This is a genomic window from Psychrobacter sp. ER1 (assembly GCF_048631835.1).
Taxonomy (GTDB): Bacteria; Pseudomonadota; Gammaproteobacteria; order Pseudomonadales; family Moraxellaceae; genus Psychrobacter.
Map to the genome: position 1 here is coordinate 1095534 of NZ_CP184640.1, position 14224 is coordinate 1109757.

Genomic DNA, 14224 nt, shown 5'->3' on the forward strand with positions numbered 1-14224 from the left:
ATCAAAAGTCGCTTATCGCTTTTTGATGCTAGTGCCAGTTTGGTTGACATTATTCAACCAACGCTGTCTGCGTCTTGCAGGACTATCATAGCGAAGTAGCAACCATAGTAATCGGGCATAAATAGCAGGTATGGTCAAACGTCCACCAGCAATGACATGATGCTCGTACTGCCAACTGCCTGCCGCATAGCTATCGCTGACGCCACCAAATGGACATTGACTGGCTGATATCACCATATGTCCATGCTCATGAGCAAGGGACAGTGTCTCTGCTAATGCAGCTGAATAAGGGATGTTACCGGCGCCAAATCCTAATAGAATAATGCCACATGGTGGCTGCGACAATAAAGCTTGTAGCTGGTTGTTTATCATCGAAACATCGTTAGGTAGGCAATATAGCGCATGAACACTTGCGTTTTCAGCACGTGTTTTAATACTGGACAGCAAGTCTTGTTGGTCATCAAGCCAATGTTGTCTACGAGTATCAGGTAGATTTTTTATATAGCTATTGGCTGGGTAAGCGGCGCGAGAATGACCAGTGAATGCCATCAGATCATGACTGTGAATTTTTTGTACCGTTTGAGCAGGCCATGCTTCCCCGCCAAAACTGACCTTCACGCCTGATTCACCAGCAGCTGCTAGTTTTAATGAGTCGTTGAGATTGCCCCAAGCATCGCTATGTTCATCGATGTTATAGGAATGCAATATCTCACTGTCTAATAATGGACGCATACTTGCGGTCAAAATAATACAGATATCACTACCTGCAAACGCTTCTGCTAAAAATGCACCTAAGTAACTCAACGTATCCGTGCCAGTGATGAGTACAAAGCGTCTATCACCTTTGGCATAAGCATTTAGGAGTAGTTGATAGAAATGCGCAAAGTCGCTAGGGGTAAGTTGGCTGCTGTCTTTGATCAGGGTGTTTTCTAACCATGAGACTGTTGGTAAATTGTTTGTACTGTCTTGTGCAGACAAAAGCTTTTGTAAAGTAGGCAAAAACACTTCTGCTGATAATGGCGCTAAAGGTCTGCCGTAGCTACCAAAGGTACCGCCAGCATAAATCAGTTGAATAGGATCGGATAGATTTTTGAGCATAACAGAAGATGGCATAGTATCAACACAGTAAACAAGTATGGAAGAAAAGAGGTGCTGGAGAATTGAGCAACGATGGCTAAAGGGTTCAATAATAGATAGTATTAGAGTTAAATGCAAAAAAATCAGCAAGCATCCCGTGATTAGGAAATACTTGCTGATAAGAGACTAGACTATTGACTACGCAGTACGCTCAAGTAATAGCTGTGCTTGCTGTTTCTGCTCACTAGTACCTTGAGCTATCACCTCATTGAGTAGACGCTTTGCACTGTCATATTCACCCAGCTGTAAATATTGATCTGCCAAGTCTAACGTCACTTGATTACTGTCTAATGACTTTACGAAATCAAAATCTGCTGCGAAACGTGATGAAAAATCTTCTGCTGATTCAGCCTCTTGAGGCGTGATAGAAGTGTCACTCTCAACTGGCGCAGCTATAGAGACTGGGGTAGTGGCCGATGGAGCGTCAAATAGAGAATCAGCATCGTCAATATTAAAATCATCGTCTATCAGCGTATTATCATCAAACCTCAATGATGCAGTAGGTGCGGTATTCGATTCTTCAACATCGCTAAAATCATTAACCTCGATATCATCATTGAGTAATGGTTCCTCGAGATTAATATTTGCAAAGTTGTCTTCTTCAAAGGTCGTGCTCTCAGAAGTACTGTTTCCAAAATCAGTATTTTCCAGAATGAAATTGTCGAAACTACTGTCGTTTTCAGTCGTAGATAGGTCGTCATTGGAGACAGTATTGATATCATCTAATGTATCTAGACTGCCCAAAGATAAAGCAAAGTCATCTTCACCGTTTTGGATAGTATCAATAGAGTGTGGTTCTGAATTCGTAGATATGTCATTAGTGACGACGTCGTCTTTGTCTGCATCGGCTGCTAAATCATCGAAGTCTAATATAAAGTCTTCTTCTAGTACCGTTGCCTCGTTACTATGCGAAGAATTAGCTTCTGTCGAAGTATTGTCGTCAAATGAATCAAAGTCAAACTCAAAGTCACTAAGATCGTTATCTTCGTTATTACTAACATTATCGTTAGCAGAGCTCTCTAAAACGTCGTTATCTACATTGTCTAACGGTATGACAGGCGTTTCACTTGTCATATTAGGCGCAGCGAAATCGTTCTCTAAATCGCTGAGAGTCAGATCAAAGCTATCATTCGGATTTTCGGTAATAGAACTAACATTATCGACTTTGTCTGATAACTCTAAGCTGTCGATAGGTTCATTTATTGCAGTATCGTTATTACTTTCTTCAATTGACTGGTGATCTACTGTATTAGTACTATCATTCTGACTAATAGGCAAATCGAAGTCGATAGCGTCAAAATCATCTTTGGCATTGTCCGTTGCCAGTGTTTGCGCAGCGGCAGGTTCTAATTCATCAAACGATAGATTTCTTATCTCGTCTGCTTGAGCGATAGTCTGACTGTCGTTATGATTTCTTATAGACTCATAAATATTATTAAAATCTTCTGGCTGATTTATCGTCGCGTATATGCTGAGTAGTTTAAGAGACAATGCACTGTTATGAGGTTTTTCACTTAGACCACGTTTAATGGTTTCGATCGCCTTGTCATAGCGCTGCTGATCCATAAAACGCTGAGCAATAGTGATATGGTCAAATTTATGGCTATTGCTGACATTAGTGTGGGTAGGAGTACCATAATCTACTTTTGGTGATGTAGTAGACGTATCTTTTCTTGCATTAATAGGCGATGATGACGATTCTTGCGCCTTATTTTTGCGCAAGAATAAAGCAGCCACTAACAGAATAAGCGCCAATCCGGCGATGATATATAGCATATTGTCCATAGTTATTCCTACGCCTGTGATCACAATCTAATGTATGAATCAGTTAGGCAATTATTGATTGCGTAATTTTTCGAGACGAGCCTGCAGCTCAGCCAATTTTTGGTTTTGTAATTGAATTTTTTAGTATAACTACTAAGAGTGCTACTGGTACTTGATAGACGCTGAGCCTGTGATGCTGCCTGCTGCCGCGATGCTTTGAGTGTCGCTAATATATCTGTGCTCAAACCATTCCCTGTACTTGATGCTGCTTTTGCTTGAGTGCCATCTGCATTGCCATCTCGCCCAGGCGCAAGCACAGAAAACTGTGCTTTTGATAAAGTCTGTGTTTTAGTTGTCGTGGCTTTCTCAGGGCGTTTGACCGCTTGTGTACTTATAGAAGGTTTTTTAAAAGGTCTTTGAGCTGTTTTTTGCATCGCTGCTGTATTTGCTCTGCGAATATATTGTCTTTGTGCATCGATAGCTGCTTCTAAGTTTTTTGCGATGGTATGACATCGTAACTAGGCAAAATAAGCTTAGCATCTGCTTTTAATTGATCTGCGTCTTTATTGATAAAGGCATCAGGGTTTTGTGACTGAATTTGCTTCATCACAATGGAAGTATCTAGATTATTTTCTTGCGCGATCTGCTGAGCAATAATCCATAGGCTATCGTTACGTTGTACTTGGTATTGATTAGTTGTCGTACTATCTATTGCTCTATCATTTGAAGACGCATTATTGATAGCGCTATTAGCGGTTTTCGACGTTGCATTGCCAATAGAAGCTGCCACGACGCTAGTAGCATTTTTCTCAGTATTGCTTGCTAAGATGCTAGTAGTTGGAGTAGGTACCGGTGATGCGTCAGCGTCTATTTTTTACGACTCGGCTGTATCTGCCGTGTGACTTGAATATTTAGAGTGTCGAGTGGTTTATCAATCAATACTTTATCTAAGATAGGAGTGCTTTTTATACCTGCCTTATCGCTGTCATTGATGACAGCTTTCGTAGTTTCAGTATTGTTATTTGCATTTAAGGAACTGCTATCTAAACGGTTCGCTGAACTAAGTCCGTTATCAGTCTTCTTTGCATTACTGCTAGCATTTTTTATATCAGAGTCGCTATTTAAGCGCCCATTATCAAGACGACTAGGCGCGTAAGTAAGGTTGCTAGTCTGCGAAGTAGCTGTCAATGTCGGAGCTTGTATGTTAGACACTGATCTAGAAATAGAAGAGTCAACTGTTGCTATGTTTGCTAGAGCTGGTTTATTTGCAGCAGCGTTAGATACTGATATTAGCGGCGGCGGTGCACCTTTTCTTACGGTTAACGGTTTAACTGTGCTTGCAGAAACATTTGGTAAATTGAGTTTCTGAGTGCCTTTAACACTGTTCTTGGAAGCATTATTAATCGGTAGACTATCGCTTAACGGCATTAACAATGTTTTCGGTACGACATTTTGCTGCCCATTATCATTGATAGATAAAACTAAATCAGCGAAAGGCTTGGATACGGGCTGTGATGTGCTGATTAATACCTGACCACTGGTCGCTGAAGTTGCTTGAAAACGCACATTCATTGAATCAGTCGGAGTCAAGCCCATCTGTTGATAGATAACTGGATTGGCCAAGCTCGCTGAAAAGTCAGCCGCTCGTATGTCGGTGACCACGATACTTGCGCTTAACGGTTCATGCTGAGCTGAACTAACCACGGTCTTACCGATAGTTGCCGCTTGTACGCTTGGAATAATAGCGGCCAAACTTACAGAATAAAGTAATGCCATCGATACCGCGCGATGTACAGGAGTCAAGCGACGAGATAAATGACAAGACATGAGCAGTCCTTTACAAAATAAGTTATCTTTGCTGTTATAACAAAGTACGGTTTAGTTTACCAGTTTATTTCACAACTGTTGCGTCCAATGCATAAATGTTTATTTAATGTTCAGCTTATTTTCTTGTCAAGTAACATAGCATCACCATAACTAAAGAATCGATATTCTTTTTTAATAGCATGTTGATAGGCATGTTCAATCGATGCTTTGCCAGAAAAAGCTGATACCAACATTAGCAACGTCGATTTGGGTAAATGAAAGTTTGTTAACAGTCGATCAATGACACCAAATTTAAATCCTGGATAAATAAAGATGTCCGTGTCGCCTGACCAGCTAGAGAGTGCTTGCCCATTGATAGCCGTTTTTTGATACGCCGTTTCAAGGACGCGAGTCACCGTGGTACCAATCGCGATGACCTTATTGCCATTTGCATGCGTTTTATTAATCAGCTCAGCAGTTGCTTGTGGTAGATGTGCATACTCACTGTGCATAGTATGATTGAGTAGGTTGTCTGTTTTAACTGGTGCAAAGGTACCAGCGCCAACATGCAATGTCACAAAAGCAGTATTGATGCCTTTTTCTGAAAGTTTATTAAGCACCAATTCATCGAAATGCAAACTTGCTGTCGGTGCAGCGACACTTGCAAGCTTAGCAGGATCATGAAACACCGTTTGATAACGAGTATTATCAGTATCGTCAGCATGACGTTCAAAGTAGGGCGGGATAGGTAACTCGCCGTAAAGTTCTAAATCAGGCAATATTGGCGCATCAAAGGCTAAAATAAATAAGTTGTCCTGACGACCAATCATCGCGCCACTCATATGATTATCAGCCAGTTGAAAACGTTGCCCAAGTTTCAGTGCTTTGCTGGCTTTTACATGGCAAAGGGCAATATGTTCTTGGTTGACTGACTCATTATCTGAATCTTCTAAATGCAGTGTTGCTATATCTAAGTCTGAGACAGTAACCAATCGCTCAATCAAGACCTCAAGTTTACCGCCAGTGTCTTTCTGACCAAATAGGCGTGCCTTCATCACCTTTGTATCATTAAATACAATCAGGTCTCCAGCGTCTAACAATTCAGGCAATTCAGAAAACAAACAGTCTTCTACAAGCGTAGCATTTGTATCAGTGTGAGCAGGCAAGTACAAAAGTTTTGAAGCAGAACGTTGTGCTAATGGATATCGCGCAATCAAACGATCTGGTAGGTCATAGTCGTAATCTTCCACGCTTAGATAATCTAAGACGTCACTATTGTTATTGGTATCAAGCGGAGTATTAGAATCGGAAGATGCAGTGTGAGCGTTGGTCATAATCAGTCTTTAAATGGATAGAAATTTTGGCATAATTGTAGCAGAAATACTGCTATAAAAGGTTGCTTTACTAAGTAGTCACCGTGTACAAAACATATTTGAATCACTTAAATAGCCTAAGCGATAAGCTTTTAACTGTCCTAATGTTTGTTACGTTAGTCTTTGCTTATTTTACTCAAATAAATTTAATTGAGGCAATAGTTGGGCTGCAGGTGTCAATGACGAAAAAGTAACCCCGATTAGTCGGATAGGGAGCTGGCGCGGAATATCTAAGAATAACTTGTCTAACCAGTAATGAGCAGATTCAGCACTACTAAAAGCGGTGGTTAGCGTGTGCGTACGGGTAATCTGAGTAAAGTCGGCATACTTAACCTTGAGCGTTATAGTATGAGCGATGAGATTTTTTTGTGCAGTTGCGCGAAGGCATCCGCATTTTGTTCATAGATTTGTACACGTAACGCCTTGTCATCGTTTAGGTTTTCTCTAAAAGTAGTCTCCGAACCAACAGACTTATGCAGGCGCTCAGATTTGACAGCGCGTTCATCCCGACCATGAGCGATATCATGATAAAACTGTCCTCGCTTACCAAACTCATTAATCAATACTTCGGCTGACATACGGCGTAGATCAGCACCGTTAGTCACGCCCATCGCATGTAATCGTCTTGCCGTTGCTTTACCTATCCCGTGAAATCGTTCAATAGGCAGTGTACTAATAAAAGCATCAGCGTCTTCTGGTGTGATAATAGCGGTGCCGTTAGGCTTATTGATATCAGAGGCAATCTTGGCCAACATCTTGTTGAAGGACACGCCAGCAGAAGCAGTCAATCCTGTATGTTGCAATATTTGTGCTCTTAACCAATTTGCCATTAATGTCGCTGAGCCTTTATGTACAGTAAGACCAGTGACATCGAGATAAGCCTCATCTAGCGATAACGGCTCAACATGAGGCGTTAAGCTGTACATGATATTGCGAATATCGCTGCTAACAGCTCGATATACTTCAAAACGTGGTCTGACAAATATGACTTCTGGACAACGTTTGCGAGCCTCATAACAAGACATGGCTGAGCGCACTCCAAACTGACGTACCTCATAGCTAGCCGCTGCTACAACACCGCGACCATTTGGATCTCCACCAACCACTAGTGGCTTGCCCCGTAATTCTGGGAAGTCACGTTGTTCTACACTGGCATAAAACGCATCCATATCTATATGAATGATTTTACGTGGATTGGATGCTGTAAGAGTTTTCATTATTAATATTTTACATCACTCAATACTTTTATTTTAGTATCGTTTCTGAAACGGTAAAGGGGTTTTTCGAATATAGAACCATAAAAATATGGCAATATGCGAATAATTTATATATCAATAATTAAATATAGTGTAAGGTTAATAGTCAGATATATATGGCGTTAAAATACTAATAAATTAAAAATAGTTAACATATGTTCATTAATAAATGTTCTGTATGGTACATACCTTAAATTTTTCAGACTTTCCATACCGCCTGTCTGAATATTATTGCCTTACATCATGAATATTATGGTTATATGTTACAGTTCTAATGCTATCGTTTTACAATATATTAACCAAAACAATTAATAGTTATGAAAGTAATAAATGGTTTTTTACAGGAATTTTATTTACCTGATAAGACATTGTTTATAGCTCATACCAAACTTATGAATTGAGTACTGGTAAATTAACTTTCTAAAAAAATAGTAATGAGAAAGTTCAAGATAATTAAGGAGCTGATGATGAGTCATGAATTAAAAGGGAGCGATTTGACACGAGCAATGCTAGCGCGGGGTGATAAAAAAATATGGTGCGCAGTGTGTGATGAAAGCGATGAACAAGCGATGATGGATCAGTGTGGTAATGATTTTACCGCTTATATTGTGTCGTTTAATGATGGGTATTTTTATTGTAGTGCTGGCATGCCATGGAGTTATGCGGTACCGATTAAGATAAGCGCTGTCATGCCATTTGAAGTATCGATATAAATAAATTAAGAGTTTGATAGGGCGAATATAATAAGCACAAAAAAACCTCCGATAAAGGAGGCTAGTTTGTACTAAATATTGGTACCAGTGGTCGGACTCGAACCGACACGCTTTTAAAGGCAACGGATTTTGAATCCGTCATGTCTACCAATTCCATCACACTGGCATGTTAGGTGATAATAATTATTAACTAAATATTACCGAATTGGGTTACAGTGTTGACTGTATAGGCTGCGTATTATAGCAGCCTATTTACATGCGTCAAGTATTATTTTATACAATTTTTTATTTATTCTACTGGTGCTAAATGGCATCATTCTAACCAACAAAGGCACGTTCAACTGCGTAATCTGCTTGCACACCCATGCGCGGTGAAACAGTCAAACCAAAGCCATCTAGAATTTCTGAAACTTCAGCATTAAACGGCATGCTACCGCATAACATGACACGATCGTCGTCTTTGTTCATTGGTGGCAAGCCAATATCTTCGAACAATTTGCCTGATTTCATCAAATCAGTGACACGTCCTTGGTTTCTAAACTCTTCACGTGTAACGGTTGGATAATAGATGAATTTTTCGCGGAACCATTCACCAAAGATTTCATCATTAGGCAGCTCGTTTTCAAACATCTCGCGATAAGCCAAATCATGAACATGACGTACGCCATGCACTAAGATGATTTTGTCAAAACGCTCATACACTTCAGGATCACGTGCTAGTGACAAGAAAGGAGCAAGGCCAGTACCAGTAGAGAGCATGTAAAGGTTCTTACCTGGTAGCAGATCGTCCAATACTAGTGTGCCTGTTGGCTTTTTACTGACTAACAGCTCATCACCTACTTTGATATGCTGTAAGCGTGAAGTTAACGGACCATCTTGAACTTTAATAGAGAAGAATTCTAAATGATCTTCATAGTTAGGGCTGGCAATTGAATAAGCGCGTAGTAGTGGCTTGCCATCAACAACAAGTCCAATCATCGCAAATTCGCCATTACGAAAGCGCAAGCCATCGTCACGAGTGGTTTTGATACTAAATAGAGAATCATTCCAGTGATGAACCTCTGTGACCGTTTCGGTGCGAAGTTTTGACATAAAGTCCTCGTTAATAAGTTGTTATTTGTGTGTTGAGTTTGAATAAGTATTAAATCAGAATGTTCAATGTTAGATTGAACATTATAAAAACGTATCAGTCTTTTAATCGTTGTCGACACTGCTATTTTTATGAACGAGTAAATGATGAGTAAGCGCAATAGAGCCAGTCTATCAGCTTATATACAGCCAGCTATTACGTCATTAGACATAGTAAATTTGCGTCAACGATGACAGCATTATCGGTCATATCGCCCAAATGTAAATGACTCTCATCAAATTTCTTGCTCATAATACCAAACTTTAAAATAAAAATCCGTCTAGCAGTGTTTGTCTAGCATGATAAAATGGAATATCGTTAGTGAGTAATTTTGTATCATTTAGCAAAACTGCCTTATCAAGGTGGTTTTGCATTACTGGAGTTGGTCTATGCTTGATGAGAATTCCCTGTTAGATAACTACCATCAAGCTCCTATTATTGGCTATCATCGTGCTCCGCTATCACAAAAATTCGGTGCGCCGCGCCAGCCAAACCTAGTTGCTCTGACTAGTATCATTGAGATGTTAGCGCCATATGATACGCCAGCTGCATTTGATGGTTTGGACAAGTTTAGTCATATATGGGTGAGTTGGCAGTTTCATCATAATTATCGATATAAAAATAACAATGAGACCAGTACTGGTTTTCGCGCTCAAGTACGCCCACCAAGATTGGGTGGTAATCAAAAAATAGGGGTGTTTGCCAGTCGCAGTATGTATCGGCCTTCAGGGCTAGGCCTATCTGTCGTCAAGATCGAACAGGTCAAAATAGTTCAAGGCCGTGTGTTATTGATTATCAAAGGTGCTGATATGATAGATGGCACGCCAATCATCGATATAAAGCCATATGTGGCCTATAGTGATGCGCTGACCCAAGCACAGAGTGGATTTGCACCAACTGCTCCAGAGTTATTAACTGTGACTGTGACCGATGCTGCTAACGAACAGTTTATGATGCTAGTAAGCGCAGGCAAGCCTAGTAATGCTCATAGTGATACAAGCAACAATGATACAAGTATTAAAGACGTAAACACTGGATTAAATAATGCGACAGTTGCGTCTACGATTCATCGTATACAAAATCAATTGATAGCCTCAGATATGAGCATTATTAAAGAATTAATTGCCCAAGACCCGCGTCCAGCTTATCGACGGACAGAGATCGCTACGCCATTTGTTATGCGTTATAAATCCGTTGATGTGAGTTTTCAGTTGATAGAATCAGGACAGCTACAGATAATCGCTGTGGTTACGGTGTAGCTAGCTTGCATTGGTATCGTTTTTGACAACAAATTTTAAAATAATAGAAGAAGAGAGATATGTCTGCTCAACAGTACTCGATAGTGATTGATTTGCGTTGGTGTTTAGATGAGCTATTGGCAGATAAAGTGATTGACCAACGCGGCTATAATCTAGTCATTACTAGCCGTCGCGACAAAGCGCAGCATCCTTTACTAACGATTAGTGAATTTGGCTTGCCGAATGGCCATGCGACGGACAATAGCGCTGAAAATAAATTAACTTTGGCTTGGCTCAACCAATGGTTGGCGGCTAAAGCAGACATGTCTCTCGTTCGTATTGACCCTCTAAAAGTTGATGTCCCTGCGGTCACACAATTGATGTCATTTGAATATGCACGCTCGCAGCATATTTTACCGATTGAGGTCGCTGTAGACGAAGTGGTTATCGGAACGGATCAGCCTTTTTATACTGACTGGCACTCAAGTATTGAAAAGTTAATCAAATCAAAAAGCTATCGTACGGTCTATATCAATCCTGAGCAGATCAAACGCTACCGGCAAGAGTTCTATCAAGTCACCCAAGCGATTGCAGGCGCAAATAGTGTCCATAAACGTGCAGCTGCCGATGTGACCAATGTCGAAGCATTATTACAATTGGGTGACAATACCAACCCTGATGCCAATGACCAGCATATTGTCAGAGTGGTTGATTGGCTGTTGCAATATGCCTTTGAGCAACGAGCTAGTGATATCCATTTAGAGCCACGTCGTGAGACAGGTAAGGTGCGTTTCCGTATCGATGGTGTGCTACATACGGTGTATGAGATGCCATTGGCAATCATCGTCGCGGTAACCGCACGTATTAAAATTCTAGGGCGACTAAATGTCGCAGAAAAGCGTAAACCGCAAGATGGTCGTTTAAAGACGCGAACGCCGAAGGGGTTAGAGACAGAACTTCGTTTATCGACTATGCCAACCGCCTTCGGTGAAAAGTTGGTCATGCGGGTATTTGATCCTGAAGTACTGGTACGTTCCTTCGCTCAGCTTGGTCTATCCGGCAAGCAGCTTGAAACATGGCATGAATTGACTGCTCATCCAAACGGCATTATTTTGGTCACTGGGCCTACAGGTTCAGGTAAAACCACGACCTTGTATAGTACTCTCAAGCAGTTAGCGACTGAACAAGTCAATGTCTGTACCATTGAAGATCCTATTGAAATGATTGAACCTGCATTTAACCAAATGCAAGTGAATCCAGGTGTCGATTTAAACTTTGCTGACGGCATTCGCTCTTTGATGCGTCAAGATCCTGATATTATTATGGTGGGGGAGATTCGTGATGCTGAAACAGCCAATATGGCAGTACAAGCCTCATTGACAGGGCATTTAGTGCTCTCGACACTACATACTAACGATGCGCCAAGTTCAATCACTCGCTTGCATGATTTGGGTATTCAACCGTTTTTGACATCAGCGACTATCTTAGGTGTGATGGCACAGCGTTTATTACGTACACTATGCCCGCATTGCAAAAAAGCGGTAGACGTTGTGCCAGACAGCGAGGTTGCCATTCAATGGCAGGAGTTGGTACAACCTTGGCGTGCGCCTGCCCCAGCACAAATTTATATGGCTCAAGGCTGCGAGCATTGTCGACATACTGGTTATCAGGGACGAGTCGGCCTATACGAGATTATGCCGTTGTCTAACGAATTAAAAAAACTGGTCGCAGCCGATACAAACTTAGATGTACTCAAACAACAAGCCTATCGAGAAGGTCTACAGCCATTACGTTTATCAGGGGCAAAACGTATTAGTGAAGGCGTGACAACCATAGAAGAGGTGATGCGAGTTGTGCCTCTTAATTAACGATTGTATGAGGATGTGTATCAAGACGTGCATTAGTGAATAGGTTTTTAAAAGTAGGAAATACGATGCCACTTGAAAACAGCTTCCTTCACAGCAATCAATATAATGAAAATTTCAATTTTTAATTCCCAGACTTTTAATTGAGAAAGTTTCAACAACGAGATTATTTATGTTTACAGATACTCATTGTCACCTCAACCGTTTAGATTTGACGAAATACGATGGTAAATTATCTGGTGCGATTGACGCCATGAAAACTGCTAATGTTACCCGTGCAATGGCAATCATGTGTGATTTTGCGGAGTATGACGAGATTGCCAATATTGTGAGCACCTATGGTGACGAGACACTAAATCTAGGGATGAGTGTAGGGATTCATCCTTGTGAGGATATTGATGTACTGAAATCAGCGACGGTTGAGCGTCTAATAGAGACTGCTGATAAAGATCATGTATGGGCAATAGGCGAGACAGGGCTAGATTACTACTGGTCTACAGAAAATAAAAAAGAGCAACAAGCCAGTCTTGCACGTCATATCCATGCCAGTCAGCAACTAAAAAAACCGCTTGTCATACATATGCGTGATGCAAAAGAAGATACGATCGATATCCTAAAGAGCGAAGGTGCTGAGCATGGTATTATTCATTGCTTCACTGAAGATTGGGAGACTGCGAAACGTGCTTTAGATTTAGGATTTTATATCTCTTTCTCAGGTATTGTTAGCTTTAAAAGTGCCCAAAATATCCAAGACGCTGCAAGGCACATGCCTAGAGACAGAATCTTGATTGAGACCGACAGTCCATATTTGGCGCCTGTGCCTAAGCGTGGTCGTCCCAATGAGCCTGCCTACGTACCCTACGTCGCAAGCTTTATCGCAGATATGTATGGGTGTGATAGTAACGAGGTCGGAGCATTAACCGCAAAAAACTTTGAAAATTTACTGGCACAGTATCGCTAAAATGGTTATGCTATGACCAGTCAGTCATTTATGTGATGGTCTCATAGTTTAATCCCCTTTAGTATTTGATTTACTAAATGTAACTATATGATTATCAATGACTATTTGTAAATATAAGCATATCCCTTTTATGGTATTTCAGCAGTTCTTGTATAGTTTTATACGCTCATTGCCAAATGTACGCACATAATTGATGGTCATATGCTTAATCTTGTCATGTTTTAGGAGAGATTATGAGTCGTCAGCACCAGTTCAAGGCACGAGAAGAGAACATCTTAGCGATGGCAGAACAATTGCTACTTGAGTCAGGCGATGGTGATATCACTTTAGACAGTTTGGCAGATCAGCTCGATTTGGCTAAAGGCACCCTGTACAAGCATTTCTCCAGTAAAGATGAGCTTTATCTGCGTATTATTATTCGTTACGAAGAGCAATTGTTTGAGATTAACCGTATTGATGATTGCCCGTCAGCAGGCGTTGCCCGTATGATTTTTCAACAATTATTCAACCCGCAAAAAGCCATGCTATTGAACCAAATCGAAGAGCGTTTGGCAGCATCAGTGACTGGTCTCAATCGTTTGTTTGGTGAGTTATATGATATCCGTCGCCAGCGCATGAAGCGTTTGATTGATATCATCAGCGCATACCTAAAAGATGAGCACAGTAATTTGAGTACTCGTGATTATCTATCGTCTATTTGGGCAATTGGTCAGGGCGGCGCAGGGCTTTTAAACTCAAGCTTTTACCAACGCTACTTAGGTCGCCGTGATACGCTGCGTTATGCCTTTGTTCAGCAAGTGCTAGAGTTGCCAAGCCATTATCCTGCTGATGATGAAGAGGTCATGGATGAAGACATGCAAGAGCTGGTAGAGCAAATCGATACTGAATCAGAAGAGCACCGCAATACCAACTACTAAAGTAGTTATTTGTAAAGTAGCTCTTAGTAAAGGAACTATTAATAAAGTAGCAAGTAATTTTTGGG

14 protein-coding genes and 1 tRNA gene are annotated in these 14224 nt (G+C 40.9%); 5 read left to right on the plus strand and 10 right to left on the minus strand.

The window, feature by feature from the left end:
- Positions 1 to 12: 12 nt before the first annotated feature.
- From ACOBWA_RS05030 to dinB, 8 genes are all read right to left on the minus strand, one after another.
- A complete protein-coding gene (locus ACOBWA_RS05030) occupies positions 13 to 1113 on the minus strand; it encodes an asparaginase (RefSeq protein ID WP_420230372.1) in 1101 nt (366 codons plus the stop codon).
- 162 nt (positions 1114 to 1275) lie between these two features.
- Positions 1276 to 2922 carry a FimV/HubP family polar landmark protein gene (locus tag ACOBWA_RS05035; protein WP_420230373.1) on the minus strand — a complete coding sequence of 549 codons (1647 nt, stop codon included), beginning with the start codon at positions 2920 to 2922 and terminating at the stop codon, positions 1276 to 1278.
- A gap of 20 nt (positions 2923 to 2942) precedes the next feature.
- On the minus strand, positions 2943 to 3335 hold the full coding sequence (locus tag ACOBWA_RS05040) for a hypothetical protein (protein WP_420230374.1): 393 nt from the start codon (positions 3333 to 3335) through the stop codon (positions 2943 to 2945).
- Positions 3336 to 3388: 53 nt separating this feature from the next.
- Complete coding sequence (locus tag ACOBWA_RS05045; RefSeq protein WP_420230375.1) at positions 3389 to 3691, minus strand: FimV family protein; 303 nt, start codon at positions 3689 to 3691, stop codon at positions 3389 to 3391.
- 77 nt (positions 3692 to 3768) lie between these two features.
- A complete protein-coding gene (locus tag ACOBWA_RS05050; RefSeq protein WP_420230376.1) occupies positions 3769 to 4728 on the minus strand; it encodes a FimV family protein in 960 nt (319 codons plus the stop codon).
- A gap of 110 nt (positions 4729 to 4838) precedes the next feature.
- Entirely contained in the window at positions 4839 to 6041 is a 1203-nt protein-coding gene (queA, locus tag ACOBWA_RS05055) for a tRNA preQ1(34) S-adenosylmethionine ribosyltransferase-isomerase QueA (protein WP_420230377.1), read from the minus strand.
- A 171-nt stretch (positions 6042 to 6212) separates the two neighbouring features.
- Positions 6213 to 6437 (minus strand): hypothetical protein, encoded by a 225-nt coding sequence (locus tag ACOBWA_RS05060; protein ID WP_420230719.1) that lies wholly within the window; start codon positions 6435 to 6437, stop codon positions 6213 to 6215.
- Positions 6422 to 7297 carry a DNA polymerase IV gene (dinB, locus tag ACOBWA_RS05065; protein ID WP_420230378.1) on the minus strand — a complete coding sequence of 292 codons (876 nt, stop codon included), beginning with the start codon at positions 7295 to 7297 and terminating at the stop codon, positions 6422 to 6424. The genes ACOBWA_RS05060 and dinB overlap by 16 nt, the downstream gene beginning before the upstream one ends.
- Before the next feature lie 506 nt (positions 7298 to 7803).
- Here dinB and ACOBWA_RS05070 point away from each other — a divergent pair.
- Positions 7804 to 8049: a hypothetical protein gene (locus tag ACOBWA_RS05070; protein WP_201572470.1), complete on the plus strand. Its 246-nt coding sequence runs from the start codon at positions 7804 to 7806 to the stop codon at positions 8047 to 8049.
- Between the two features lie 79 nt (positions 8050 to 8128).
- Here the strand turns inward: ACOBWA_RS05070 and ACOBWA_RS05075 are convergent.
- Positions 8129 to 8215, minus strand: a tRNA-Leu gene (locus ACOBWA_RS05075).
- 152 nt (positions 8216 to 8367) lie between these two features.
- The gene (locus tag ACOBWA_RS05080) at positions 8368 to 9141 is read right to left on the minus strand and encodes a ferredoxin--NADP reductase (RefSeq protein WP_420230379.1); all 774 of its coding nucleotides are present in this window, start codon (positions 9139 to 9141) and stop codon (positions 8368 to 8370) included.
- Positions 9142 to 9567: 426 nt separating this feature from the next.
- Between ACOBWA_RS05080 and tsaA the strand changes: the two genes are divergently transcribed.
- The 4 genes from tsaA to ACOBWA_RS05100 all read left to right on the plus strand — a co-directional run bounded on the left by tsaA (position 9568) and on the right by ACOBWA_RS05100 (position 14159).
- Complete coding sequence (gene tsaA / locus ACOBWA_RS05085) at positions 9568 to 10437, plus strand: tRNA (N6-threonylcarbamoyladenosine(37)-N6)-methyltransferase TrmO (RefSeq protein WP_420230380.1); 870 nt, start codon at positions 9568 to 9570, stop codon at positions 10435 to 10437.
- 59 nt (positions 10438 to 10496) lie between these two features.
- On the plus strand, positions 10497 to 12284 hold the full coding sequence (locus tag ACOBWA_RS05090; RefSeq protein ID WP_420230381.1) for a GspE/PulE family protein: 1788 nt from the start codon (positions 10497 to 10499) through the stop codon (positions 12282 to 12284).
- A 169-nt stretch (positions 12285 to 12453) separates the two neighbouring features.
- Positions 12454 to 13242, plus strand: a complete 789-nt coding sequence (locus ACOBWA_RS05095) for a TatD family hydrolase (RefSeq protein WP_290177744.1) — start codon at positions 12454 to 12456, stop codon at positions 13240 to 13242.
- A gap of 233 nt (positions 13243 to 13475) precedes the next feature.
- Complete coding sequence (locus ACOBWA_RS05100; RefSeq protein ID WP_057759351.1) at positions 13476 to 14159, plus strand: TetR/AcrR family transcriptional regulator; 684 nt, start codon at positions 13476 to 13478, stop codon at positions 14157 to 14159.
- The last annotated feature ends 65 nt before the right edge of the window (positions 14160 to 14224 follow it).